Annotated in this window: 23 protein-coding genes; 16 read left to right on the plus strand and 7 right to left on the minus strand. The window is 73.9% G+C overall.

What is annotated here, in order from left to right:
• Positions 1 to 51: 51 nt before the first annotated feature.
• Positions 52 to 198: a hypothetical protein gene (locus ABZ454_RS16715; RefSeq protein WP_359538612.1), complete on the minus strand. Its 147-nt coding sequence runs from the start codon at positions 196 to 198 to the stop codon at positions 52 to 54.
• A 436-nt stretch (positions 199 to 634) separates the two neighbouring features.
• On the opposite strand from ABZ454_RS16715, the gene ABZ454_RS16720 reads away from it, so the two are divergent.
• The 3 genes from ABZ454_RS16720 to ABZ454_RS16730 all read left to right on the plus strand — a co-directional run bounded on the left by ABZ454_RS16720 (position 635) and on the right by ABZ454_RS16730 (position 2,890).
• Positions 635 to 1,171 carry an isochorismatase family cysteine hydrolase gene (locus ABZ454_RS16720; protein WP_356320429.1) on the plus strand — a complete coding sequence of 179 codons (537 nt, stop codon included), beginning with the start codon at positions 635 to 637 and terminating at the stop codon, positions 1,169 to 1,171.
• Positions 1,172 to 1,242: 71 nt separating this feature from the next.
• On the plus strand, positions 1,243 to 1,917 hold the full coding sequence (locus ABZ454_RS16725; RefSeq protein ID WP_359538614.1) for an HAD family hydrolase: 675 nt from the start codon (positions 1,243 to 1,245) through the stop codon (positions 1,915 to 1,917).
• Between the two features lie 190 nt (positions 1,918 to 2,107).
• Entirely contained in the window at positions 2,108 to 2,890 is a 783-nt protein-coding gene (locus ABZ454_RS16730) for a VOC family protein (protein ID WP_359538616.1), read from the plus strand.
• Between the two features lie 209 nt (positions 2,891 to 3,099).
• On the opposite strand, the gene ABZ454_RS16735 is transcribed toward ABZ454_RS16730, so the two are convergent.
• Positions 3,100 to 4,725 carry an NAD(P)/FAD-dependent oxidoreductase gene (locus tag ABZ454_RS16735; protein WP_359538618.1) on the minus strand — a complete coding sequence of 542 codons (1,626 nt, stop codon included), beginning with the start codon at positions 4,723 to 4,725 and terminating at the stop codon, positions 3,100 to 3,102.
• 46 nt (positions 4,726 to 4,771) lie between these two features.
• On the minus strand, positions 4,772 to 5,236 hold the full coding sequence (locus ABZ454_RS16740; protein ID WP_359538619.1) for an SRPBCC family protein: 465 nt from the start codon (positions 5,234 to 5,236) through the stop codon (positions 4,772 to 4,774).
• A gap of 515 nt (positions 5,237 to 5,751) precedes the next feature.
• On the opposite strand from ABZ454_RS16740, the gene ABZ454_RS16745 reads away from it, so the two are divergent.
• Positions 5,752 to 8,034, plus strand: a complete 2,283-nt coding sequence (locus ABZ454_RS16745; protein ID WP_359538622.1) for a catalase — start codon at positions 5,752 to 5,754, stop codon at positions 8,032 to 8,034.
• A gap of 142 nt (positions 8,035 to 8,176) precedes the next feature.
• Here ABZ454_RS16745 and ABZ454_RS16750 read toward each other — a convergent pair whose 3' ends face one another.
• Both ABZ454_RS16750 and ABZ454_RS16755 read right to left on the minus strand, forming a co-directional pair.
• Positions 8,177 to 9,598, minus strand: a complete 1,422-nt coding sequence (locus tag ABZ454_RS16750; protein ID WP_359538623.1) for an MFS transporter — start codon at positions 9,596 to 9,598, stop codon at positions 8,177 to 8,179.
• 824 nt (positions 9,599 to 10,422) lie between these two features.
• Positions 10,423 to 10,560: a hypothetical protein gene (locus ABZ454_RS16755; protein WP_359538625.1), complete on the minus strand. Its 138-nt coding sequence runs from the start codon at positions 10,558 to 10,560 to the stop codon at positions 10,423 to 10,425.
• A 306-nt stretch (positions 10,561 to 10,866) separates the two neighbouring features.
• Between ABZ454_RS16755 and ABZ454_RS16760 the strand changes: the two genes are divergently transcribed.
• Genes ABZ454_RS16760 through ABZ454_RS16810 form a run of 11 tightly spaced genes read left to right on the plus strand, consistent with a single transcriptional unit; the run spans position 10,867 to position 22,337 of the window.
• Positions 10,867 to 11,874 carry an NAD-dependent epimerase/dehydratase family protein gene (locus tag ABZ454_RS16760; RefSeq protein WP_359538627.1) on the plus strand — a complete coding sequence of 336 codons (1,008 nt, stop codon included), beginning with the start codon at positions 10,867 to 10,869 and terminating at the stop codon, positions 11,872 to 11,874.
• A 12-nt stretch (positions 11,875 to 11,886) separates the two neighbouring features.
• Positions 11,887 to 13,521: a carbamoyltransferase C-terminal domain-containing protein gene (locus ABZ454_RS16765; protein WP_359538629.1), complete on the plus strand. Its 1,635-nt coding sequence runs from the start codon at positions 11,887 to 11,889 to the stop codon at positions 13,519 to 13,521.
• Entirely contained in the window at positions 13,518 to 14,540 is a 1,023-nt protein-coding gene (locus tag ABZ454_RS16770) for a glycosyltransferase (protein ID WP_359538631.1), read from the plus strand. The genes ABZ454_RS16765 and ABZ454_RS16770 overlap by 4 nt, the downstream gene beginning before the upstream one ends.
• Positions 14,537 to 15,148, plus strand: a complete 612-nt coding sequence (locus tag ABZ454_RS16775; RefSeq protein WP_359538633.1) for an HAD-IIIA family hydrolase — start codon at positions 14,537 to 14,539, stop codon at positions 15,146 to 15,148. Before ABZ454_RS16770 ends, ABZ454_RS16775 begins: the two co-directional genes overlap by 4 nt.
• Positions 15,145 to 16,152, plus strand: a complete 1,008-nt coding sequence (locus tag ABZ454_RS16780) for a glycosyltransferase family 9 protein (protein WP_359538635.1) — start codon at positions 15,145 to 15,147, stop codon at positions 16,150 to 16,152. Before ABZ454_RS16775 ends, ABZ454_RS16780 begins: the two co-directional genes overlap by 4 nt.
• Positions 16,149 to 17,111, plus strand: a complete 963-nt coding sequence (locus ABZ454_RS16785) for a glycosyltransferase (RefSeq protein WP_356320453.1) — start codon at positions 16,149 to 16,151, stop codon at positions 17,109 to 17,111. Before ABZ454_RS16780 ends, ABZ454_RS16785 begins: the two co-directional genes overlap by 4 nt.
• Entirely contained in the window at positions 17,108 to 18,349 is a 1,242-nt protein-coding gene (locus ABZ454_RS16790; protein ID WP_359538637.1) for a glycosyltransferase, read from the plus strand. Before ABZ454_RS16785 ends, ABZ454_RS16790 begins: the two co-directional genes overlap by 4 nt.
• A complete protein-coding gene (locus tag ABZ454_RS16795) occupies positions 18,346 to 18,978 on the plus strand; it encodes an SIS domain-containing protein (RefSeq protein WP_359538639.1) in 633 nt (210 codons plus the stop codon). The genes ABZ454_RS16790 and ABZ454_RS16795 overlap by 4 nt, the downstream gene beginning before the upstream one ends.
• The gene (gene rfaE2, locus ABZ454_RS16800; RefSeq protein WP_359538641.1) at positions 18,975 to 20,408 is read left to right on the plus strand and encodes a D-glycero-beta-D-manno-heptose 1-phosphate adenylyltransferase; all 1,434 of its coding nucleotides are present in this window, start codon (positions 18,975 to 18,977) and stop codon (positions 20,406 to 20,408) included. Before ABZ454_RS16795 ends, rfaE2 begins: the two co-directional genes overlap by 4 nt.
• Positions 20,405 to 21,433, plus strand: coding sequence for a glycosyltransferase family 9 protein (locus ABZ454_RS16805; RefSeq protein ID WP_359538643.1), 1,029 nt, complete (start codon positions 20,405 to 20,407; stop codon positions 21,431 to 21,433). The genes rfaE2 and ABZ454_RS16805 overlap by 4 nt, the downstream gene beginning before the upstream one ends.
• Positions 21,426 to 22,337, plus strand: a complete 912-nt coding sequence (locus tag ABZ454_RS16810) for a glycosyltransferase (RefSeq protein ID WP_359538646.1) — start codon at positions 21,426 to 21,428, stop codon at positions 22,335 to 22,337. The genes ABZ454_RS16805 and ABZ454_RS16810 overlap by 8 nt, the downstream gene beginning before the upstream one ends.
• 241 nt (positions 22,338 to 22,578) lie before the next feature.
• Here ABZ454_RS16810 and ABZ454_RS16815 read toward each other — a convergent pair whose 3' ends face one another.
• Positions 22,579 to 22,947, minus strand: coding sequence for a DUF6479 family protein (locus tag ABZ454_RS16815; protein WP_356322575.1), 369 nt, complete (start codon positions 22,945 to 22,947; stop codon positions 22,579 to 22,581).
• A gap of 361 nt (positions 22,948 to 23,308) precedes the next feature.
• On the opposite strand from ABZ454_RS16815, the gene ABZ454_RS16820 reads away from it, so the two are divergent.
• Positions 23,309 to 23,725, plus strand: coding sequence for a CBS domain-containing protein (locus tag ABZ454_RS16820; protein ID WP_359538649.1), 417 nt, complete (start codon positions 23,309 to 23,311; stop codon positions 23,723 to 23,725).
• A 141-nt stretch (positions 23,726 to 23,866) separates the two neighbouring features.
• Here the strand turns inward: ABZ454_RS16820 and ABZ454_RS16825 are convergent, their stop codons facing one another.
• Positions 23,867 to 24,055, minus strand: a complete 189-nt coding sequence (locus tag ABZ454_RS16825) for a hypothetical protein (protein ID WP_356322573.1) — start codon at positions 24,053 to 24,055, stop codon at positions 23,867 to 23,869.
• Between the last annotated feature and the right edge of the window lie 151 nt (positions 24,056 to 24,206).

Below are 24,206 nucleotides of genomic sequence, written 5' to 3' on the forward strand. Positions count from 1 at the left end.
AGACCGACGAGAACGCCGGCCAGACACAGGACGAAGAGGGTTCTCACGCCGCTACGCCCCCTTGAGCACGCAGGTGTAGGGCTTGTCCGTGCGGGGTGTGCAGCCGGCCGCCACGACCTTCCATCCGCCGGGGAACAGGGACAGGAACAGGGTGTCGGACGCGAGGACGGCACGGGCCTGACGACCGTGGACGTTCACCGTCCGAGGACGTCCGCCTACGGGAAGGGGGATCTCACCGAGGGCCTTCGGGCACCCGGCCTGTTCGTCGGACTCCAACGCGGACCTGGTTCCCGGCGCCAGGGCGGCGCACACAGCCTCCGCGTCGTGGCCCTCCCACGCCCGCTCGAATGCGGCCGCCGCGCTCCGGGCAGCCGACGCCCTGTCGTCGCACGCGCAGAGAAGAACCACCGCCGGCAGCAGGGGAAGCAGCGTCCACGAACGCCGAAGGCGGGAGGCCGTCACTGTGTTCCTCGCACGTAGTCGGTAGTGCAGCATTCTCCCTCGCGGCCCCTGCCGTGACGTGCGACGCGCCGGACCGGGCCCTGCGCGCGGGCCTCGTCCCCGGGGGACTTGCGCGCGTGGTCCCGCGCGGGACAGCTCGCAGACACGGCGGGAGGATGCCACCATCGGATGCATGGGACGTACGGCGCTGATCGTCATCGACATGATCAACAACTACCGGCACAAGGACGCCGAACAGCTCCTTCCCGATGTGGAACGTGCCGTCCCCGTGATCGCCCGGCTGCTGGAGGCGGCCCGCGCACAGGACGCTCCGGTGATCTACGCCAACGACAACTTCGGGGAATGGCGGTCCCATCACGGAGAGATCGTGGCCATGGCCATGGACGGAGCCCGGCCGGACCTCGTGGAGCCGCTGCGGCCGGACGAGCGTTCCCTGTTCGTCGTGAAGGCCAGGCACTCGATCTTCTACGAGACGCCCCTCGAGTATCTGCTGCAGCAGCTTGGCGTCACCCACGTGGTGCTCTGCGGCCAGGTGACGGAGCAGTGCGTCCTCTACTCGGCGCTGGACGCGCACATCCGGCATCTGGACATTACAATTCCGCGGGACGGTGTCGCTCACATCTACGAGGACCTCGCGCAGGCCGGGCTGCGGATGATGGAGCGCAACATGGGCGCCGATATCCGCCGCGCCGAGACGGTCACCTTCTGATCCGTCGGACGACCGCGCAGCGGGCACGGAGCGGCCCCGGATGTCCCGGCTTCCGACCGGAAGGAACCGATATGACGCGCGCGGCCCTGTTCGATGTGGACGGAACGCTGGTGGACACCAACTACCTGCACGCCACCGCGTGGTGGGAGGCGTTCCGGCAGGCGGGCCACACCGTCGCGATGAGCGCGGTGCACCGGGCGATCGGCCTCGGGTCGGCGGACCTGATCGAGCATCTCCTCGGAGCGGACCGGGACCGGGAGCGGGACGCCGGCATCAGCGCCGCCCATTCCACGCTCTACGCGACCTACTTCGAGCGCCTGCCCGTCCTGGACGGTGCGGCGCGCCTCCTGCGCACCCTGGCGGCACGGGGGTGGACGGTGGTCCTGGCCACGTCGGCGACCGGTCCGGAACTGCAGGCGCTGCGCAAGGCACTCGACGCAGACGACGCCATCACCGACACGGCCAGTGCCGACGACGTCAGCGAGGGCAAGCCGGCCCCCGCACCGATCCGGCACGCGATGGAGCTCGCGGGCGCCACCTGCGAGGAGACGGTGTACGTGGGCGACTCGGTCTGGGACATGAAAGCCGCGACCAGCGCGTCCGTCACCCCGGTGGCGGTCCTGTCGGGCGGCATCCCCCGCGAGGACCTGGTGACCGCCGGGGCCGTCGAGGTGTACCAGGACGCGGCAGACCTCCTCGCCCACCTGGACACCGGTGTCTTCTCCCGCATCGGTGCGACCGGCTGACGGAGCCGCCCGGCCAGGGGCCGCCGCCGGGCAGGTGGCCCCCTCGTGTTCACGTCCGCGGCGGACTCCGGCCCGGGAAGCGGCCCGGTCACCTCTCGCCGTGCGGCACGAGCCGGTACGTTCGTCCGCTGCGGGCCCGGGAACCCGGATCCGGAGGGGCCTGGCCCACGTCGACGGTGAAGGACGGCTGATGTCTGCTGCGGAGCGTGTGGTGCCGGCACCGGGAATCCCGTGCTGGGTCAACTTGATGGTCAGTGATCTGCGGGCGGCCCAGGCCTTCTACGCTGCGGTACTGGGCTGGGACTTCCGGCCGAGTTCGCTGGGCGGCGGCTTCCTCGTGGCGGCGGTCGACGGCCGGCCGGTGGCGGGCATCGGCGAACGTCGGCCGGGCCTGGCCCAGACCTCGGTATGGACCCCGTACTTCGCCGTACGCGACGCCACGGTGACGGCCGCACGGATCCGGGAACGAGGGGCCACCCTGGCCGTGGGCCCCGTGGCCCTGGGCGAGGGGCGGGCGGGACTGGCCGCCGACCGGGACGGGGCGGCCTTCGGGTTCTGGGAAGGGCCGGCCCTGGCGTGGACGGTCGGCGAGGAGAGCGCCCCCGCGCGGCTGGACCTGCAGACCCGTGACGTGTTCGAGGCCGCGGTCTTCTACGGAGAGGTCTTCGGCTGGGCCGACGAGCCGGGCATCGATGTGGCCTACCGGCGCGACCACGTCCTCGTGGAGCGGGACGGGCGGGACGCCCTCTCCCTGCGCGGCGGCGGCGTTCAGACGTCGGCGCAGCCGCAGTCGAGGCCGCGCTGGCTGGTGAACTTCGCAGTCGACGACGTGGAACGGGCCGTGGCCACCGCCGTCGCGGCAGGCGGCGGCAAGCCGCAACTGCCGGTCACCGCCTGGTCGCCTGACGGCTTCTCACGCGTGCTGCAGGATCCGGACGGAGGACTGTTCACGCTCACGAACCGCCGCGTGTGATGCCGCCGCGTGTGACGACCTGATCACGCTGACGATGCGCCCCCTCGGCTCGCACGCTTCCGATGCCCCCACGGAGTGCCCGAGGGCGCGCCCCGTGGACGATCCTGTGCCCGAGCGGCAGGGGGACACGAGCGGAAGGGCCACCGGCGGGGGAGGACGGGGACCGGCCCGGGCGCCGCGTCTCTCGCCCGTGGCGGCGGCACGCCCCGTCACCTGGGCGGCTCGGCGGCCCGGTTGCGGTGAGCCAGCGCGCGCCGCCCGGTCGAGACCAGTGCGGCGGCGCCCCGCGCGCGGAGCGCGGCCCGAGCGGCGTTGGCCCCCGGCGCACCGTGCACGCCACCGCCCGGATGGGCTGAGGCCGAGGCCAGGTAGAGGCCACGGACCGCCGTCTCGGGCCGGCCGGTGCCGGGCAGGGGCCGGAACACCAGTTGCTGGTGGAGGCTGGTGGTCCCGCCGTTGATCGCACCGCCGTGCAGGTTGCTGTCGGCGGCCTGGAGGGCGGGAGGGGGGAGCACGCGCCTGGCCATGACACCACTCCTGAACCCCGGTGCGTAGCTCTCGATGCGCTGTTCCAGCCGGTCGGCGAACCTCTCGGCTTCGGCCGCGTCCCAGCGGCCGGTGAGCCCGTCCCCGCCGGCATCGGACTTCACGCGGTGCGGCACGTGGGTGTACGCCCACGCCGATTCCGTGCCCTGCGGCGAGCGCGAGGCGTCGGCGGTCGTCATCTGGCCCACCAGGGCGAAAGGACGCTCCGGGATCTGTCCCATGGCGATCTGCGCGGCGAACAGGGTGAGGTCGTCGATGCCCTCCGCCACGTGCACCGTGCCTGCCGAGCGGGCCTCCTCGGCGCTCCAGGGAATGGGCCGGTTCAGGGCCCAGTCCACCTTGAACGTGGCGAAGTCCCACTGGAAGCGCTGGAGATCGCCGAAGACGCGGGGCGGAAGATGCTCCGGGGCGATCAGGTCGAGGTAGAGGGAGGGCGCCGACACATCGGCGAGCACGGCCTTGCGGGCCGGTACGGCATCGCCGTTCTCCGTGCGCACTCCCACGGCGCGGCCGCGCCGCACGACCACCTCGGTCACCCGGCTGCCGCAGTGGACGTCGACGTTGCGGGCCCGCAGGCGCCGGACCAGCGCGGAGGTCAGGGCGCCGGCGCCGCCCACGGGCACGGGGAAGCCGTACGCCTGCCCGAGCATGGCCATCAGCCAGCCGAACCCGCCGCTTCCGGCGGCTTCCGGAGCCAGATCGGCGTGCAGCGCGTTGCCGGCCAGCAGCAGCCGCCCTCCCTGGCCGGAGAATTCCTCCTCGCCCAGCCGGCGCACCGGCAGGAGCAGGCTCCGGGCCAGGCGGATCCCGCCCGCCGCGTGGAGGCGGGCCGCCAAGGCGGCCATGGCCCGCACGGGCGGGAACGGGGTGAACAGAGCCCGCAGCACGTCGTCACCCACCTGGTCCCACACCTGGCACAGGGAGGTCCACGCCCGGCCGTCGCCGTCCGCGAACCGGTCGAGCCGGGCCGCGGTGCCCGCCCGGTCCGGGTCGAGCACGGCGCAGCTGCCGTCGAGCAGGGGATGTGCGAGCACGAACGGCGCCCGGCTCCACCGCAGCCCCTCACGTTCCAGGCCGAGACCGTTCAGCACGGGAGAAGCGGCGGCCAGCGGATAGAACGCGCTGAAGATGTCGCTCACGAAGTCCGGATGCACCCCCCGGTCGCTGCGCACCGCCCCACCCGGTTCGTCCTGGCTCTCGAAGACCTCGACGCTCCATCCGGCGTCCGCGAGAAGGTTGGCTGCCACCAGGCCGTTGGGCCCGCTTCCGATCACCACCGCGTCGGCCATCAGCCGTCATCCTTCGTCCTGGGGAGGGCCGGGCCGGTGCCGTCGTTCACGGCGTGGACCGTCGGCTGTCGCTCGCCGCCAGCGAGTCGACCGCGGAGGCGAGCCGCCCCAGCATGGCCCGGTGACGGATCTGGAGGAGCGCGTCGACGGCGGCGTTGTGCAAGCTGCCGCTCGTGCCCCGGAGCGGGTGCTCGTCGAGCAGGACCAGCGTCTCGTCGTCGCCCCACGGCCGGATGTCGAAGGCGATGCGCGCCGTTCCCAGGAAGCCGCTGTGCGCCTCCAGTTCAAGGGTGTGCGGGCGTTCGAGGCGCCGCACCGTCGTGTGGCCGTGGAACTCCTTCGGGCCGACGCGCACGGTGTACTCGAGCGACGACCCGACCTCGGGCCACTGCCCCTCCCGGCTTCGGGAGCCGGACGTACCGACCACCCATTCGCCGAACTGGTCCGGCCGTTCCAGGACAGCCCACAGGGCCGACATCGGGTGCTTGATGAGCTGATGACGAATGGCCATGAGCGTCTCCACACGCAGAAGGGCGCCGGCCGAACCGGCGGTGCGTCGGACTCCCACCTTAGGCTTTTCGAGGCGAACCGACATTCCGTACGCCCGCGCGCCGGTCGTGAACGGCACGCGGGCGACTCGCCACGCGCCGGTCGTGAACGGCACGCGCGGGACTCGCCCGCTCGCCGGTCGTGAACGGCACGCGCAGGGCTCGCCGGCTCGCTTCGGACCCCGTTCCTCCCGGAGGCCCGGACGACGGCCATTGGAGGGGCCGGCTAACGCGTCTGCCGTAGCAGGGCGCCGTTCTTGTCGCTGTCCGCCCTCACCTCGGCTACGACTGGTGTTCGGTCAGGCCCCGTCGCGTCGGTCGGCTCGCTCCGCCATGCGGCGTCCGCCGGGGTCCGGGGCGAGCGGCGCCGGCGGGGCGCGGAGGGACAGGTCCGCGCTTTTGTTGTGTCGATGCCCGGTTTCTGGATAACCGACTCTTTCGTGCCCCTCGCACACCCGCGCCTACGGATGGAGCAGTCATGAGCGACAAGCACCCCGAGCCCACCGCGGCCGAGCCCGCCGGCGGGCTGCCGGAAGGGTCAGGCCCCGAGGAAGGCATCCCCGGCAAGCCCGGCAGCGCCGCTCCCTCCCTGGAGGAGCCGACCACGCCCCGGGAGCCCCTGCCCCCGAAGCCGGACCAGCGCGGGCCCGAGACGGTCAGCCCGACCGGGCAGGCCACGGGCGCCGGCCAGGCGCGGATGGCGCAGAGCGGCTCCTACCTGACCACCGCGCAGGGGGCGCGCCTCCACGACACCGATCACTCGCTGAAGGCGGGGCCCAGGGGCCCGGTCCTGCTGCAGGACCACCATCTGCGCGAGAAGATCACCCACTTCGACCACGAGCGGATTCCCGAGCGGGTCGTCCACGCGCGCGGGGCCGCCGCGCACGGCACCTTCCGCGGCTACGGGTCGGCCGCGCACATCTCGAAGGCGGCCTTCCTGGCCAAGGACGTGGAGACCCCGGTGTTCGTCCGGTTCTCCACCGTGCTCGGGTCGCGCGGCTCGGCCGACACCGTACGCGACACACGTGGCTTCGCGACCAAGTTCTACACCGAGGAGGGTGTGTTCGACCTGGTCGGCAACAACATCCCGGTGTTCTTCATCCAGGACGCGATCAAGTTCCCCGACGTCATCCACGCGGGCAAGCCGCACCCGGACCGGGAGATCCCGCAGGCGCAGAGCGCGCACGACACCTTCTGGGACTTCGTCACCCTCCACTCCGAGGCGACCCACCACACCCTGTGGAACATGTCCGACCGAGGCATCCCGCGCTCCTACCGGATGATGGAGGGCTTCGGTGTGCACACCTTCCGTCTCGTCGACGCGGAGGGGGCCACGACGCTCGTCAAGTTCCACTGGAAGCCGAAGCTGGGCGTCCATTCGATGGTCTGGGAGGAGGCCCAGATCGCGGCGGGCGTGGACCCGGACTTCCACCGCCGCGACCTGGCCGATGCCATCGAGGCCGGAGCCTTCCCGCAGTGGGAACTGGGCGTACAGGCCTTCCCCGACAACCCCGAGCAGATGTTCGAGGGCATCGACCTCCTCGACCCGACGAAGATCGTCCCCGAGGAGCTGGCGCCGGTCCAGCCGATCGGCCTCATGACCCTGAACGCCAACCCGTCGAACTTCTTCGCCGAGACGGAGCAGGTCGCCTTCCACGTGGGCAACATGGTGCCCGGCATCGACGTGACCAACGATCCGCTGCTCCAGGGACGGTTGTTCTCGTACGTGGACACCCAGCTCACGCGCCTGGGCGGGCCGAACTTCCCGCAGCTTCCGATCAACCGCACGCACGCGCCGGTCAACGACATGCTGCGCGACGGCATGCACCAGACGGCCGTGCACCGGGGCGTGGCCCCTTACCGGCCCAATTCGCTGGACGGCGGATGCCCGTTCCTCGCCGGAGAGGACTCCGGCGCCTTCATCGAGGTACCGGTGGAGGTGGCGGAGAGCAGGAAGGTGCGTGAGGCCCCTGCCTCCTTCGACGACCACTTCAGCCAGGCCCGGCTGTTCTGGCTCAGCATGTCGTCCGTCGAGCGTGAGCACATCATCGGCGCCTACACCTTCGAACTGGGCAAGTGCTACGAGGAGAACATCAAGCTGCGGGCGCTGAAGGTACTCGCACGGATCGACGGCGTGCTGTGCGAGCGGGTGGCCGCCGGGCTCGGTCTGCCGGCCCCCGCTCCCGAGGAGACGCCGGCATCGCCCCAGCCCAGTCCCGCACTGTCCCAGGTGGGCAAGACCTGGCCGCCGGACGGCCGTGTCGTCGGCATCGTCGCCGACGCCGGCATGGATCTCGGCGCTGTCCGTTCAGCACGCCGTGCCGTGCTGGACGCCGGAATGGTGCCGCTGGTCGTCGCCCCGGCGGGCGGGAAGCTCGACGCGGACGGCGATCCGGTCACCGTGCAGCGCAGCTTCGCCACCGCCCGCTCCATCGAGTTCGACGCGGTCCTGCTGGCCGGCGTACCCGGGGCAGGCGCCGACGCGCTCGGTGCGAGGGACGCCAAGGCGGGGAGCCCGGGCGCTTCGGCCGCCACGGCGGATCCGCGGGTGCTGATGCTCGTGGCCGAGGCGTTCCGGCACGGCAAGGCGATCGGCTTCTGGGGCGGGGCCGACGCGGTCCTGAGCGCGGCGGGCGTGCCCACGGACGCGCCCGGCATCGCCTCGGGGCCGAGCGAGGAAGTGGTGCGGGAAGTCACCCGCCTTCTGGGCGCTCACCGGGCCTGGGAACGCTTCCCGGCTTCCGCCGGCCCTGACGCGTAGCCGGACGGCGGGGGCTCGTACGTGTCCCCGCCGTCCGCTGCCCCGCCGCCCGTGGAGCCGGGCGGCGGGGGCGGCGCGCTTCAGGCCGCCTCCAGGCGTCCGGCGTGGGCGGTCGGTCCCCGGTCCCCGAGGCCGGTGGGCGTCAGGCGTTGGAGAGCCCGGCCGCCGGAGCGAGGGAGGCGGTCACGGGGAGGCGCCCGCCCGAGGCGCGGTGGGTGATCCGTCGGTGACGCAGGCCCCCCAGCGCGATGGCTCCGGCGATCAGCAGGCCGCCGGAGACCAGGGCGCCGCGCGCACCGGCGTACTCCAGCAGCAGACCGAGCAGGGGAGGCCCGGCCAGCCCCCAGACCGTCCCGGCGCTGCGCCAGACTCCGAGGACCCGGCCTCGCATCTCCGGGGCGGGGTCCGTCTGGAGCACGGTCGCGCCCGCTGTGTCGGACAGCGACTCCACGACGGCCATGGGGATGACCAGCAGGACGAGCACGACGAGTCCGGGCGAAAGGCCGGCGGCCACCTGGAGCAGGCCTCCGCAGGCCGCCAGGACGCCCACCAGCCGCACCGTGGGCCTGCGCAGCCGCCCCGCGAGCACCGCGCCCGCGATTCCGCCCACCGCGAGCACGGTGGAGACGGTGCCGAAGTCGCCCTGGTCGCCGTGGAGCGGCCCGATGACCAGGACCACCAGGGTCAGCTGGTAGTTGCGTCCGAAGATCGAACTGAGTCCGGTGATGCCCACCAGCGCGACGAGACGGGGCCGGCTCATGAAGTACGTGAGCCCGGCCCGTGCCCCGTCCTCGGAGGCCTTGTCGCGTGACGGGGCGCGCCTCCGGCCGACGGGTGCTTCGGCCGCCGGTGAGCGGGGCGCGGGTGCGCGGCGCGTCTGCGCCGCCTCCCGCAGCGCGTGCGCCGCCGGCCGCAAGGACGGGATGACGGCCGCCACGAAGAGGAACGACACGCCGTTGGCCACGTACGCGGACGCGGTGCCGAGCGTTCCCACCGCGACGGCGGCCAGCGCCGTGCCCGCCAGACGGCCGGCACTGTGCACCATCGAACCCAGCGCGATGGCGGAGGGCACGTCGTCCTTCGGGACCAGGTCGTTGCCCAGGAGGGACGTCGCCGGCCCGTCGATGGTGTTCACGATGCCGGTCACCGCGGCCAGGAGGAGCAGGACCGGCATGTTGAGGAGGTCGAGTCCGATCAGCGCCGCCGTGGAGAAGGCGACGAGTCCGAGGACCACCTGGCTCACCATGGCGGTGACCTTGCGGTTCCACCGGTCGACCGCCGCGCCTCCGACGACGCCGAGCAGCAGGCCGGGCCCGGCCTGCACGGCCAGTGAGAGACCGGTGGCGGCCGCCGAGCCGGTGATCTGCAGGACCAGCAGGTTCTGCACCGTGAGCTGCATCCAGGTGCCGGCGTTCGACACGAGGTTGGCCGCGGACCAGCGGCGCATGCTCGGGGTGCGCAGGCACCGCCAGGGGCTGCCACCGCCCCGGCGCCGGCGAGCGCGGGCAGGGGGGACGGCGGCGGCCGGGGCGGGAGCGGCCTCGGACGAGACGGGGACAGACACAGGGCAGCACTTTTCCAACGGGGCCGGGGGAGTGACGCGCACGTCGGCACCGAAGGCGGCGAGGTCGCGGAGTCTCGAGGGCCGGGAGGGGTGGCCACTGAGGTGGCCGGCCGACCGTCGGGCGTCTTATATCTTCACAAACCGTCGCCGCCGACCCAAGCGTCGCCCGTCGCCGCGCCGCGCCGGAGCGCTCTCGACACTCTCAACTCCCTTGGTGGCACGGGATATGCGCCGCCCGGTGTTGTTGCTCACAGAGAGGGCCCGGGGGCTGGGTCCGCGCCTGCCCGCTCCCCTCGCCGGTCAGGAAGGCCCGGTCCGCTCCGCGACGGGCGGCGCAAGGTCCCGCCCGCCGAGGCGCACCGCCCTTCCGCGGGCCGCTGACCGGCCGGCCGGGGACAGGCACCGGTCCCACCAGCGGTCCAGGACGCGTGGCGACAGGAGCCCTGGCCATGGGCGAGCGCCACTCCCACGAGGGGCGGCGGCGACTGCGCGGGGGCCGTCGCCGCGAGGTCGGGGAAGCGCCCTCGCCGCCGTGATCGCGTGCCAGGACGCGGGGAAATCCGGTGACGGCGTCGTCCCTCTCGTCCACGACGCTCACTCCGATGGCCGTGCGCCGGCACGTCGTGTAGCGCTGGTGCGTCCGGCCAGCTGCCCGCCGTGGACCGGACCGCATACGAGCAGCAGCTGTTCGTACGTCTCGGGCCCGGCTGTCGCCAGGGCCAGCGTCCCCGGGGTGAAGACGGGGCTCCCCACGGTCTCGTGCGCGATGCCCGGGCAGTCCAGGGACGCCGGCACGGCCCTTCGGGCGAGGGCGTCACCCGCTGTCACCTCACCGTCGCGAAGCTGAACCAGCCGGTGACCAGCACCCGGCCCGCCGGTGTGCGGGGGCTGAGGCGCGCGTCGAGCGCGCGGCGGAGAGCGTGAGCCGTCATCGCCTGGCCGCCCTTGCCGGTTCGTTCCACCTGGCCTTTCCCGGTTCATTCCAACGGCAGGCCCCGGGATGCGAGCGCGCCGTGGTTCGGCAGGATGCGTGGGAGAGCCGAGCGTGAGGGAACAGCGCTCGGTGCGCCGCCGGACAGCGGCGGTGCGCACAGAGAGTCACCGCCACCTGAGGACGGACCGGCGGGTGCAGCGGGCGGCGCGGCGTCCCCGGACCGGGCCGCGACGCCGGGCCCGACGGGTCTCAGGTGCGGCTCATGGCCTGACGGCTCGCTGTGGGCGGGCGCGCGCACGCGTGCCGCCGGACCACATGAAGGGAGAGCCAGTACATGACGCCTTCGGCGAGTGACCGACTGCCCTGGCAGCGCGCCGTAGTGACCGGCGGAGCCGGATTCCTGGGCTCGCACCTGTGCGAACGCCTCCTGGACGGCGGTGTCGACGTGGACTGCGCCGACAACCTGTCATCGGGATCGTCCGAGAACGTGGCCCATCTCGTCGGCCGGAGCGGGTTCCGCTTCGTCGAGTGCGACGTATCGGACCCCTCGTGTGCCCAAGAGCTCCCCGGGCCCTACGACCTCGTGCTCCACTTCGCCTGCCCCGCGTCCCCTGCCGACTACCTGCGGATGCCCCTGGAGACCCTGGACGTCGGAAGCCTCGGCACCCGCAACGCGCTGGGCCTCGCGGCCCGGGACGGCGCCCGGCTGCTGCTGGCCTCGACCTCGGAGGTCTACGGGGACCCCATGGTCCACCCCCAGCGGGAGGACTACTGGGGCAACGTCAACCCGGTCGGGCCGCGCAGCGTGTACGACGAGTCGAAGCGGTTCTCCGAGGCGCTGGTCACGGCGCACGCGGGAGCGCGGGGGACGAACGCCGGCATCGTCCGGCTGTTCAACACCTACGGACCGCGGATGCGGGCGCACGACGGCCGGGCCGTCCCCACGTTCATCTGCCAGGCGCTCGCCGGTGAACCCCTGACGGTCACCGGAGACGGCAGCCAGACCAGGTCCCTGTGCTACGTGGACGACACGCTCGACGGAGTGCTGAGAGTGGCGGCCAGCCGGTCCGTACGGCCCGTCAACATCGGCGGCAGCGACGAGACGACGGTCCGGGAGATCGCCGTCCGCATCGTCAAACTGACCAACTCCGGCAGTCGGATCGATTTCATCGAACGGCCGGTCGACGACCCGGAACGGCGCAGGCCGGACACCACGCTCGTACGCGAGATGTTCGGCTGGGAACCGCGAGTGTCCTGGGAGGAGGGGCTGGAGCGCACCATCGCGTACTTCTCCTCGCTGCTGCCCGGCACCCCGGCCGCGTACCCGGCCGGGAACGTCTGAAGGAGACCCCGCATGCGTGTGCTCGGCATCAACGCACTGTTCCACGACCCGTCGGCGGCCCTCGTCATCGACGGTGAGATCGTCGCCGCCGCCGAGGAGGAACGCTTCAGCCGGCGCAAGCACGGTAAGCGCCCCCTGCCCTTCTCGGCCTGGGAACTGCCGGAGCTGTCCGCCCGGTGGTGCCTGGAGAAGGCCGGCCTCGCCGCGGCGGACCTGGACGCGGTCGCCTATGCGTACGACCCGGAACTCGCCCTGCCCGCAGCGGAGATGGGTCTGGACGATCCATGGGACCAACTGCGGCAGATCTACGCCCGCCGGGCCCCCGACTTCCTGGCCGAGGCGCTGCCGGGGCTGGACCCGGCCGGCGTCCGCTTCGTCGCGCACCACGTGGCGCACGCCGCGTCCGCCGGACTCGCCGCGCCCCTGGGCGACTGTGCGGTACTCGTGCTCGACGGACGGGGCGAGTGCTCCTCGCAACTGGCCGGGAACTACACGGCCGGCCGGCTCGAAATCCTGCGCACCCAGCCGCTGCCGGAGTCACTCGGCCTCTTCTACGAGGAGCTGACCGATCACCTCGGATTCCTGCGCAGCAGCGACGAGTTCAAGGTGATGGCACTCGCCTCGTACGGCAAGCCGCGCTTTGCCGACCGGATCGGCGAACGGGTCCACGGCCGCGGCGACGGAGGGTTCCTCGCCAGCGGTGTCCACTGGAGCGACTTCGCCCCGCGCAGAGGCCCCGGTGATCCCTACTCCCAGGAGCACGCCGACCTGGCGGCCAGCGCCCAGCACTGCCTGGAGGAGACCGTCCTGGACCTCGGCAGGTGGCTGCACGACCGCACCGGGGCCGTCGGCCTGGCGTTCGCCGGAGGAGTGGCCCTGAACTGCGTCGCCAACGCCCGCCTGCACCGGGAGGGCCCGTTCGAACGGATCTGGGTCCAGCCGGCGGCCGGCGACGCCGGAACCGCCCTCGGCGCGGCCCTGCACGTGGCCGCGGAGCACGGCCCGGTTCGGCCGATGAGCACCGCGGCACTCGGCAGGGGCTGGAGCGACGAAGAGCTGCGGCGCATCCTGGAGACGGCGGCCCTGCCCTACGAGGAGCCCGAGGACGTGGCCGCGGCCGTTGCCGAGGAACTGGCGCAGGACGGCATCGTCGCGTGGTTCCAGGGGCGCAGCGAGTTCGGCCCCCGGGCGCTCGGTCACAGGTCCCTGCTCGCGCACCCCGGACGCGCCGAGAACCTGGAACGCCTGAACGCGGTCAAAGGCAGGGAGGAATTCCGGCCGGTCGCCCCGATGGTCCTCGCCGAACGGGCCGCGGAGCTCTTCGACGGCCCCCTGCCCAGTCCGTACATGCTCTTCGTCCACGAGGTGGCGAAGGAGTGGAAGGACCGCATCCCCGCCGTGGTCCACGTCGACGGCACGGCGCGGATCCAGACCGTGGACGCCGCCGCCGAGCCGCTCGTGGCCCGGATGCTCACCGCGTTCGAACGGCGGACCGGCCTCCCGGTCGTGGTGAACACCAGTCTGAACACGGCCGGCCGGCCCATGGTCGACCATCCCCGGGAGGCGCTGGAGTGCTTCGGCTCGGCTCCCGTCGACCTGCTGGCCATCGGTCCCTTCCTCGTCCGCCGGGCGAAGGTGTTCTCATGACGGCCGGCGACGCACGGCGCCCGGGCCGGCCCCGCGTCTCGTACTCCGTGGTCATCCCCACCATCGGCCGGCGCTGCCTGACCGACTGCCTCGAAGCGCTGGCCGCGGCGGCCGTGCCCGCGCCGTACGAGGTGTTCCTCGTCGACGACCGCCCGGCGGCCGACGGACCGCTCGACACCGTCGGGGCGGGTCCGCTCACCGACCGCCTGAGGCTGCTCGCCACGCACGGACGGGGACCGGCCGCCGCGCGCAACGCGGGTCTGCGGGAGGTGACCACCCCCTGGGTCGTCTTCCTCGACGACGACGTACGGGTGGGTGCCGACTGGGGCAGCCGGCTCGCCGACGACCTGGCGGCTGCCGACCCCGTCACCGTGGGGGTGCAGGGCCGGCTGACGGTCCCGCTGCCCGCCGACCGGGAGCCCACCGACTGGGAACGCTGCACGGCGGGCCTGCAGGACGCGGCCTGGGCCACCGCCGACATGGCCTACCGCACCCAGGCGCTGAGGAAGGCCGGCGGCTTCGACGAACGGTTCCGCCGCGCCTTCCGCGAGGACGCCGACCTGGCCCTGCGCATGATGGACGCGGGCTGGAAGCTGACCCGGGGCAGCCGCTCCACGCTGCACCCCGTCCGGCCCGCCGACCGCATGGTGTCCGTGCGCGCACAGCGGGGAAACGCCGACGACGCGCTGATGGGCCACCTCCACGGCGCCGACTGGTGGGGGAGGGCCGCGGCCCCCCGCGGCCGGCTGCCACGCCACCTCGCCGTCACCGTCGCCGGCCTCGCCGCCGCGGGTCTGATCCTGGGCGGGCGCCCGCGGGCCGCGGCGGTGGCAGCGGGGGTGTGGGCCCTGGGCACCGCGGAATTCGCGTGGGCCCGGATCGCCCCCGGCCCCCGGACCGCACCCGAGGTCGTGACCATGATCGGAACGAGTGTCGTCATCCCGCCCCTCGCCGTCCGCCACTGGGCCGTGGGCCGCGTACGGCACCGAGGCACCGCGCCCTGGGGAGTCGGCCCGTGACGAAGCGCCGCGACGCACACGCGGGCTCCGAAGCCCCCGGCCCGGCCGCCCGGCCGGCCGCCGTCCTGTTCGACCGGGACGGCACCCTGGTGCACGACGTGCCCTACAACGCCGACCCGGATCTGGTCCGCGCGATACCGGGAGCCGTCGACGCCGTGCGGCTCGTACGCGAGGCCGGTATCAGGACCGGGGTCGTCAGCAACCAGTCCGGGATCGGGCGCGGCCTGCTCACACACGAGGAGGTGCGCCGGGTCAACGCACGCGTCGACGAAGCGGTCGGCCCGTTCGACGTCTGGCTCTACTGCCCGCACCACCCCGGCAGCGGATGCCGCTGCCGCAAGCCGCACCCCGGCCTGGTGTCGGCCGCGGCCCGGTACCTCGGCGTGCGCCCCGAGGACTGCGTGGTGATCGGTGACATCGCGGCCGACGTGCGCGCGGCCAGGGCGGCCGGCGCGGAGGGCATCCTCGTCCCCAACGCGGAGACCCTGCCCGGGGAAACGGCAGCCGAGGCGGAGCCGGCCCCCGACATCCTGGCCGCCGTGCGCCGCGTGCTGGCCCGGCCGGGCCGGGACTCCGTCTTCCGCGCGACCGACGGGGGCTCCTCATGAACGTGCTCGTCGTACGACTCGACAGCTTCGGTGACGTGCTGCTCGCCGGCCCCGCCGTCCGGGCGGCGGCGCGCCGGGCCTCCCGGCTCACCGTGCTCTGCGGGCCTCTGGGCGAACCCGCGGCACGCATGCTCCCCGGGGTGGACGACGTGATCGTCTGGCAGGCCCCCTGGGAGGGCACCCACCCGCCGCCCGTGGACCAGGCGGACGTCCCGGGACTCGTGGACGCGCTGCGGGCCCGGGCCCTGGACGCCGCGCTCGTCCTGACCTCCTTCCACCAGAGTCCGCTGCCCATGGCCCTGCTGCTGAGGCTGGCCGGTGTCCGCAGCATCGGCGCCGACAGCACCGACCACGCCGGACAGCTGCTCGACGTGCGGCACCACAGGCTTCCCGGGCGTCACGAGGCGGAGGCCGCCCTGGACGTCACCACGGCCATGGGGTTCGCACCGGCGCCGGGCGACGACGGCCGGCTCCGCGTCCTGCCGCCACCCGACACCGCCGCCCTGACGGGCAACGGCCCGTACGTCGTCGTACATCCGGGCGCGAGCGCCCCGGCACGCTCCTGGGACGCCGAGCGGCACGCCGAAGCGGTCCAGCTGCTGGCCGACGCGGGCCACCGGGTCGTCGTCACCGGAGGGCCCCGCGAGACGGACCTGACGCGGCTGGTCAGCGGTGACGTCGCGATCGACCTCGGAGGCCGTACCAGCCCCCGGAAACTGGCCGGCGTGCTGGCGGGCGCCGACGCGCTCGTCTGCGCGAACACCGGCCCCGCCCATCTGGCCGCCGCCGTCGGGACGCCCGTCGTCTCCCTGTTCGCGCCCGTCGTACCCGCTGAACAGTGGGCTCCCTACGGCGTCCCCACCGTGCTGCTCGGCGACCAGCGGGCCGGGTGCGCCGACACCCGGGCACGCGTCTGCCCGGTGCCGGGACACCCCTGCCTGAACGGCGTCACCGCCCACGACGTGGTGAGCGCCGTGCACAAGCTGCTGAAGGAGAGCTCATGAACATTCTGATCTGGCACGTGCACGGCTCGTGGCTGACCTCCTTCGTCCAAGGGCCGCACACCTACCTCGTGCCGGTCACGCCCGACCGGGGCCCGGACGGACTCGGACGGGCCCGGACGTGGACCTGGCCACAGAACGTGCGTGAGCGCACCCCCGGGGAACTGCGGGACAGCGACATCGACCTGGTCGTCCTGCAACGGCCGCACGAGATCGAGCTCACCCACGCCTGGACCGGCCGGCGACCGGGGCAGGACGTGCCCGCCGTGTACGTCGAGCACAACAGCCCGCACGGGTCCGCCGTGGACACGGTGCACCCGCTGGCGGACCGCTCGGACATCCCCGTCGTCCACGTCACGCACTTCAACCGGCTGATGTGGGACAACGGCCGGGCCCCCACGAGCGTCGTCGAGCACGGCATCATCGACCCCGGACACCTGTGGACGGGCACCGAACCCCGGGCCGCCGTCGTCGTCAACGAACCGGTGCGGCGCGGCCGTACCACCGGCACGGACCTGCTGCCCGGCTTCGCCGAGGCGGCGCCGCTGGACGTCTTCGGCATGGGCACCCAGGAACTGGCCGGCCGGCTCGGCCTGCCGCCGGAGCTCTGCCGCACCGCCGACCTCCCGCAGAGCGAGCTCCACCCCGCCCTGGCACGCCGCCGTGTCTACCTCCACCCGGTGCGCTGGACCTCGCTCGGGCTCTCCCTCCTGGAAGCCATGTTCCTGGGCATGCCCGTGGTCGCTCTCGGGACCACGGAGGTCCGCGAGGCGGTGCCACCGGACGCGGGAGTCGTCTCCAACCGGCCCGAGGTGCTCCACGAGGCGCTGCGCCACTTCCTCGCGGACATCGGCCACGCCCGGCGGGTCGGGGACCGGGCCCGCGCCGCGGCCCGCGCCAGATACGGAGTCGAGCGCTTTCTGGACGACTGGGAACGACTCATGAAAGAGGTCACGCGATGACGTACTCGAAGCCGCGCCCCGGCCGGATCGCCCTCGTGTCCGAACACGCCAGCCCCCTCGCCGAGCTGGGCGGCCCGGACGCCGGCGGACAGAACGTCTACGTGGCCCAGCTGGCCGCGCGTCTGGCCGGGCGCGGACATGACGTCACCGTCTACACCCGACGCGACGGTCCCGACCTGCCCACCCTGGTCCGCACCCCGCTCGGGGTCAAGGTCGTCCATGTGCCGGCCGGGCCGCCGACGGCCGTGCCGAAGGACGAACTCCTGGCCTGGATGCCGGACTTCGGCGCCTACCTCGCCAGGATGTGGCGCCTGGCGCGCCCCGACGTCGTGCACGCGCACTTCTGGATGTCCGGTCTCGCGGCACTCGCGGGCACCCGCGGTACCGGCATCCCCGTGGTGCAGACCTACCACGCGCTCGGCACGGTCAAGAAGCGCTACCAGGGGACGCAGGACACCAGTCCGCCCGAGCGCATCGACATCGAGGCACGCATCGGCCGGGAGGCCGACCGGACCATCGCGACGTGCGCCGACGAGGTCGGCGAGCTCGTCGCGATGGGCGTCCCGAGGGAGCGGATCTCCGTCGTCCCCTGCGGGGTCGACACCACCCGCTTCACGCCCGTGCCCGCCCCCGGGCGGCCACCGGGCGCGCCCCGCCGCCTCCTGTCCGTCGGGCGACTCGTTCCCCGTAAGGGATTCGACCGGGCGATCAGGGCCCTGGCCGACGTGCCCGACGCCGAACTGCTCATCGCCGGAGGCCCGGACGCCCCCCTGCTCTTCGCCGATCCCGAAGCCGAACGGCTGCGCAAGATCGCGTCCGAGCACGGCGTGGCGGAGCGGGTCACGATGCTCGGCTGTGTGCCGCAGGAGAAGATGCCCCAGCTCATGTCCAGCGCCGACCTGCTGCTGTCGCTGCCTCGATACGAGCCGTTCGGCATCGTCCCCATCGAAGCCATGGCGTGCGGCACACCGGTCGTCGCCACGGCCGTCGGCGGCCAGCTGGACACCGTGGTCGACGGGGTCACCGGCACCCTGGTGCCCCCCGCCGACGACGGCGGCCACGACCTGGCGGCCACGGTCCGCTCCCTCCTCGACGATCCGTCCCGGCGCGCACGCTACGGAGAGGCCGGCCGCGCCCACGCACTCGCCCGGTACAGCTGGGACGAGGTGACCGACGGCGTCGCACGGGTCTACGCCCAGCTCACCCCGGTTCCCCTGCCCACGGAGGTGGCACGATGAAGCTCATCGCACCCGGCCAGCACTGTGACGACCTGGCGCGCGCCCTGCCGGCCTTCCGACGGACCGCCCACGTGACCGAGCGGTGGGGAGCGGCCCTGGCCCGCGTCCTCTCCGGCGGAGGCCGGCTGCTCGTGGCGGGCAACGGCGGAAGCGCCGCCCAGGCGCAGCACCTGACCGCCGAACTCGTCGGCCGCTACCGGGACGACCGCCCGGCCTACTCGGCCATCGCGCTCCACGCAGACACCTCGTCGACCACCGCCATCGCCAACGACTACGGCGTGCACGAGGTGTTCGCCCGGCAGACGTGCGCCCACGGACGCCCCGGCGACGTGCTGATGCTGCTGTCGACCAGCGGCGCGAGCGCCAATCTCCTGGGCGCGGCGACGCAGGCCATGCGCATCGGCATGCCCGTCTGGTCCCTCACCGGGCCCGCGCCCAACCCCCTGGCCGCGGCGAGCGACGAGGTCCTCAGCGTCGAGGCCGCGGTCGCCGCGACGGTCCAGGAACTCCACCTGGTCGCCGTGCACATGATCTGCGAGAGCTTCGACCGCGAGATCGCCGCCCGCGCCCCCCGGAAGGAACGCCCCCGGCCCGGGGACGGCGAGCCGGCCGAGGAGGACCTCGCGTGAAGCCCCGCACCCCGCTGCTGATCGTCGGTGACGCCCTGCTCGACCGTGACGTCTCCGGCCGTGCCGAGCGCCTGGCACCGGACGCGCCCGTCCCCGTCATCGGACAGGCCGAGCGCCGCGCACGCCCCGGCGGCGCGGCCCTGGCAGCCTGCCTCGCGGCCGCTGACGGCCGGGACATCACCTTCGTCACCGCCCTCGGCGACGACGCGTCCTCCCACGCGGTCCGGGACATGCTCAGGGATCGCGTCCGCCTCGTCGAGATCCCCCTGACCGGGCCCCTGGCCTGCAAGACCCGGCTCATGGCCGACGGCCGGCCGCTGCTCCGGCTCGACGACGGCGACGGGCGGGCGGCGAGCGCCACGGCGGCGGCGACCGAGGCCGTCGCCGGCGCCCGTGCCGTACTGGTCGCCGACTACGGCCGGGGCGTCGCGGACGTCCTGCGCGACGCTCTGACGAGCCGGGCCGCCCACGTGCCACTCGTGTGGGACCCCCACCCCGCCGGTGGCCCGCCGGTGGCAGGTACCCGGATGGCCACGCCGGCGGCCTCGGAGGCCCGCCACTTCGCCGGCCAGGACGCACGGCGCTCCGCGGCCGCGGGCCGGCGGGAGAGCGGCCGTCACCGGCTGCGCTCCGCGGCTGCGGACGCCCGGACCCTGCTGGACAGGTGGGACGTCGCGGCCATGGCGGTCACCCTGGGGGAGGACGGCGCCATGCTGGTGCGGGGCGGCACGCCGCTGCTCGTCCCCGCCCCCTGGAAGGCGGACGGCGACTGCTGCGGGGCGGGGGACAGGTTCGCCGTCACGGTCGCCGGGCGGCTGGCCGACGGAGAGCTGCCCGAAGTGGCCGTGCGCGACGCGGTCGACGCCGCGGCACGGTTCGTCAGCGCCGGCGGGGCGCACGCGGTGCTGCACGGACCCGCCACGTCCGAGGGGGGTGCCGGGCGGACCGGCGGGGCGCACGACGTGGTGCGACGCGTCCGCGAGAGGCGGGGCACCGTCGTCGCGGCGGGCGGCTGCTTCGACCTGCTGCACGCCGGGCACGTCGAACTCCTCCAAGCTGCCCGCAGGGTCGGGGACTGTCTCGTCGTCTGCGTGAACTCCGACGCCTCCGTCCGCCGCCGCAAGGGCGGCGGGCGCCCCGTCGTCCCGGCCGCCGACCGCGTCCGGGTCCTGCTGGCGCTGGACTGCGTGGACGCCGTGATCGTCTTCGACGAGGACACGCCCGAGCGTCTGCTGGAAGAACTGCGGCCCGACGTCTGGGCCAAGGGCGGTGACTACGCCCTCTCCGACCTCCCCGAAGCCGGCCTCCTGGAGAGCTGGGGCGGCCAGGTGGTGTTGCTCCCGTACCTCGACGGCCGCTCCAGCACCCGGCTGGTGGAACGGGCCGCGCTCGGTCCCGCGAGCGCCGCACGGCCCACCCGGCGCAGGTGAGCCCGGTGGCCCCTGCCGCGGGCGGGGTACCGGCCCCCCATGCCGGCGCGCGCCCCACCGTGCTGGTTCTGCGGGCCCTGGGGCTGGGCGATCTGCTGGCGGGAGTGCCCGCCCTGCGCGGGGTGCGGAGGGCGTTTCCCGGCCATGAGCTCGTGCTGGCGGCGCCCGCGGGCCTCGGCGCCGCCGTCCGGGCGACCGGCACCGTGGACACGCACTTCCCGACGGCGGACAACGGCCGTCAGGTGCCGTCGCTGAGCCACTGGCCCGGCGCCCCGCCGGAGATCGCCATCGACCTGCACGGAAACGGAACCCCGAGTCACGACGCGCTCGCCGCCCTCGCCCCGGGCCGGCTGCTGTCGTACGCCCGCCCCGAGCCGGGGCATCCCTCGCCACCGCGCTGGCGGGCCGACGAACACGAGCGGCAGCGGTGGTGCCGGTTCCTGGAGGCGTACGGCATCCCGGCGGACCCCGACGACATCCGCATCGCGCCGCCGTCGCGCCCCTCCCCAGCGCCCGGGGCCGTCGTCCTCCACCCCGGCGCCGACTCCGTGGCCAGGCGCTGGCCGGCCGACCGGTACGCCGCCGTCGCGGCGGCGATCCGGGAGACCGGGCGACGAGTCGTCGTCACCGGAGGCCCGGGGGAGGAGGACGTGTGCGCGACGGTGGCCGCGACCGCCGGTCTCCCGAGGCAGGACACCTTCGCCGGCACCCTGGAATTCGACCAGCTGTCCGCGCTCATCGCCGGCGCCGCACTCCTCATCAGCGGGGACACGGGCCCCGCCCATCTCGCGTTCGCCCACGGCACCGCGTCCGTGACGCTGTTCGGGCCGGTGGCACCGCGGTTGTGGGGGCCGCCGGCCCGGCGACGGCACCTCACGCTCTGGCACCCCGGCCCCCCGGGGGACCCGCACGCGGCCGAGCCGGACGCCCTGCTGCTGAAGCTCGACACGGGCCACGTGGTGCGCGGCGCCCTCACCGCTCTGCGGCGCGGCGGACCCACGGGAGAAGTGACAGCGTATGTCTGAGCCCGTCCCGGGCGCGTGCGGCGCGACCGCGCGGACCACGGTCGCGATCATCACCCGCAACCGGCGCGAGAGTCTGCTCAGGACCCTCGACCGCCTCCAGGCGCTCCCCGAAAGCCCTCCCGTCCTCGTGGTGGACAACGGCTCGACGGACGGTACGGCGCAAGCCGTACGGGCCCACCCGTCCGGGGCACGGCTGCTGTCCCCCGGACACAACACCGGAGCCGTCGGACGGAACCTGGCGGCCCGTCACGCCCGCACCCCCTACGTGGCCTTCAGCGACGACGACTCGTGGTGGGAGCCCGGAGCCCTCAAGGCCGCCGAGGCGCTCTTCGACACCTACCCCCGCCTCGGCCTCGTGGCCGCTCGCACCGTCGTGCAGCCCGGTTCCTCGGAGGACCCGGTCAACGCCCTCCTCGCGGGCTCACCCCTGCCCACGCGGGCCGACCTCCCCGGCACGCCCGTGCTGGGGTTCCTCGGCTGCGCCGCCATCGCACGCCGCTCCGCGTTCCTGGCAGTGGGCGGCTACCACGGGCTGCTCTTCTTCGGCGGTGAGGAGACCCTCCTCGCCTACGACCTGACGGCGGCGGGCTGGGGAGTCGTGTACGAGCCCTCCCTGATCTCCCACCACGGCCCCGCACCGGGTGAGCGGCCCGGGCGCACCGTCGCCCTGCGGCGCAACTCGCTGCTCACGGCCTGGCTCCGCAGACCACTGCCGCGGGCTCTGGGCGAGACCGCCCGGCTGCTTCAGGACTGGAGCGGCGGGTGCCCCGGCGCCGGCCGGGCCCTGCGCGAGGCGCTGGTCAAGATGCCCTCCGCCCTGCGCCAGCGGCGGAGACTGCCCGGGTGGGTCGAGGCGCAGATCGCGCTGGTGGAGAGCGGTACGACGCGAGGGAGGCGCCGATGAACGGCGTACGGAAATCCTTGGCCGTGAGGTCCGGCCCGGCCGGCAGCCGCGGTGCCTCGTTGCGCCGGCCGCTCCGCAGCGTGTGCCAGGCGCGGCCCTCCCGGCAGGCGTACAGACGCGGATCGTCCTGACGGCGCACCCCGCCGACGGCGGCCGAGACCGGGCCCCCGTGCGGGTCCGCGTTCTCAGCCGCACGCGCCGGCGTCCGTCACCGTGGACGCCGGTCGCGCCGTGGACACGGTCACGCCCCCGGACCCCCGCTGCCGAAGCCACCCGTGTCATCGCCCTCGTTTCGGTCCCCCCTCCCGGGAGGCGCGGGACGGGTGCCGAAGTTCCCGTATCCCTTGAGGTCGTGTGCGGTCAGCCGCTCGCCCTCAGCCCCGAAGCCGTCCGCCTGCCTCGCGCCGGTCTCCCCGAAATGCTCCCAGCGCCGCGTCCGGCGCCGAGGGCGCGTCGGCACGCGGTCCTCCCGCGTGTGGGAGCGGCGGCCCCGCAGGACGCCCGCCACGAGCACGACGGCCGCCACACCCACGGAGACCCGGGCCAGTCTGCGGGCGCCGCCGGCATGGGTCCGGGCCGCCCAGCCGACATGTCGTCCCTTCGTGTCCATGGAGACCACACCCTTTCTCACCACCTGGCACGCTCACGGCGCCGGCTGCCGGCCGCGGCGAGCACCCCTGCATCCCTGTTCCCGCGGCCGGCCACCTCCTTGGGTCCCCCTGCGCGGGTCTTCCAAACAGCGACCTCCGGGAAGCGCGGGCCGATTGCGCGCTCCGGTTCCGCATGGGCTCGGCGAGGAGGGGTACCCAACGCGACCGTGAGCCGTTGGGACGGGAGGCGCCGAGGGCACCGCAGGCATGCGGTGTCCGCGACCGAGGACACAGGACGGGACCACCGTGTCCGGGCCGGCCCGGCAGCGTACGGAGTGATCAGCGAACAGCCGGTTCGCGGACCGACAGGAGGAGGACCTCATGGCCACCGCACGAGAGATCATGACCCCCGGCGCGGAATGCGCCGGCGTCGACGACTCGATACGGACCGTCGCCCACAAGATGGCGGACCTCAAAGTCGGCGCCCTGCCGGTCTGCGGCAAGGACGAGCGGCTCAAGGGCGTGATCACCGACCGCGACATAGTGATCAAGGTGCTGGCCGCCGACCGGGACCCGGCGAGTACGACCGCCGGTGAGCTGGCGCAGGGCGAGGCCGTGACCATCGGAGCCGACGACGAGGCCCAGGAGATCCTGCGCACGATGAGTTCCCACAAGGTGCGGCGGCTGCCCGTCATCGACGGGCATGTGCTCGTCGGCATGGTCGCCCAGGCCGACGTCGCGCGCTCCCTGCCGGCGTCGGAGGTCGGCGCTCTGCTCGAAGCGCTTTCCTCGGACTGAACACTGACGGCCGCCGGCCGGCATCTGTCCGGCACGTTCTTCGCCGCCCATGCGAGGTGAGGGACCCGGACGCGGGATCCGATGCGCCCCCACGCCCGCACCAGGGCGCCGCAGCTTCGGCCCGGACTGTCACACGCCCACTCAGTGCTCGTCCGACGCGGACTCCTGCGCCTCGGTGTTCGGTGTCAGCGCGTCGCCCTCACCGTGCTCGCTGTCCTCGTGGTCGCCGGGGCGGACTTTCCGTGCCGCCCGCTTCGCCTCCTCGGCCACCTCTTCTCCGGCGGTGCGGGGGGCGGCGTCGTGCGGAGCGTGGTTCCCGTCGCGGCTCATGAGTGGTTCCTTTCCTCTTCCTCTGTGACTCGCTCGGCCAGGTGGGTGTCCATCCGTCCCGTGCGCCGACTGCTCACCGGTACCCTCGACCCCCGCCTCCGACACCTTTCCGCGCTCGCGCCGGCCGGACCCGCACGGGATACCCGTCCCG

The sequence above is a fragment of the Streptomyces sp. NPDC005803 genome (genome assembly GCF_040630435.1).
Lineage (GTDB): Bacteria > Actinomycetota > Actinomycetes > Streptomycetales > Streptomycetaceae > Streptomyces.

Excerpts from the sequence above, each read along its gene's own strand:
- ABZ454_RS16765 (WP_359538629.1), top strand. The coding sequence starts at position 11,887 with ATGCGTGTGCTCGGCATCAACGCACTGTTCCACGACCCGTCGGCGGCC.
- ABZ454_RS16740 (WP_359538619.1), bottom strand. The coding sequence starts at position 5,236 with ATGGCCATTCGTCATCAGCTCATCAAGCACCCGATGTCGGCCCTGTGG.
- ABZ454_RS16760 (WP_359538627.1), top strand. The coding sequence starts at position 10,867 with ATGACGCCTTCGGCGAGTGACCGACTGCCCTGGCAGCGCGCCGTAGTG.
- ABZ454_RS16725 (WP_359538614.1), top strand. The coding sequence starts at position 1,243 with ATGACGCGCGCGGCCCTGTTCGATGTGGACGGAACGCTGGTGGACACC.
- ABZ454_RS16810 (WP_359538646.1), top strand. The coding sequence starts at position 21,426 with ATGTCTGAGCCCGTCCCGGGCGCGTGCGGCGCGACCGCGCGGACCACG.
- ABZ454_RS16795 (WP_359538639.1), top strand. The coding sequence starts at position 18,346 with ATGAAGCTCATCGCACCCGGCCAGCACTGTGACGACCTGGCGCGCGCC.
- ABZ454_RS16825 (WP_356322573.1), bottom strand. The coding sequence starts at position 24,055 with ATGAGCCGCGACGGGAACCACGCTCCGCACGACGCCGCCCCCCGCACC.
- ABZ454_RS16735 (WP_359538618.1), bottom strand. The coding sequence starts at position 4,725 with ATGGCCGACGCGGTGGTGATCGGAAGCGGGCCCAACGGCCTGGTGGCA.
- ABZ454_RS16790 (WP_359538637.1), top strand. The coding sequence starts at position 17,108 with ATGACGTACTCGAAGCCGCGCCCCGGCCGGATCGCCCTCGTGTCCGAA.
- ABZ454_RS16815 (WP_356322575.1), bottom strand. The coding sequence starts at position 22,947 with ATGGACACGAAGGGACGACATGTCGGCTGGGCGGCCCGGACCCATGCC.
- ABZ454_RS16780 (WP_359538635.1), top strand. The coding sequence starts at position 15,145 with ATGAACGTGCTCGTCGTACGACTCGACAGCTTCGGTGACGTGCTGCTC.
- ABZ454_RS16785 (WP_356320453.1), top strand. The coding sequence starts at position 16,149 with ATGAACATTCTGATCTGGCACGTGCACGGCTCGTGGCTGACCTCCTTC.
- ABZ454_RS16720 (WP_356320429.1), top strand. The coding sequence starts at position 635 with ATGGGACGTACGGCGCTGATCGTCATCGACATGATCAACAACTACCGG.
- ABZ454_RS16820 (WP_359538649.1), top strand. The coding sequence starts at position 23,309 with ATGGCCACCGCACGAGAGATCATGACCCCCGGCGCGGAATGCGCCGGC.
- ABZ454_RS16770 (WP_359538631.1), top strand. The coding sequence starts at position 13,518 with ATGACGGCCGGCGACGCACGGCGCCCGGGCCGGCCCCGCGTCTCGTAC.
- ABZ454_RS16730 (WP_359538616.1), top strand. The coding sequence starts at position 2,108 with ATGTCTGCTGCGGAGCGTGTGGTGCCGGCACCGGGAATCCCGTGCTGG.
- ABZ454_RS16745 (WP_359538622.1), top strand. The coding sequence starts at position 5,752 with ATGAGCGACAAGCACCCCGAGCCCACCGCGGCCGAGCCCGCCGGCGGG.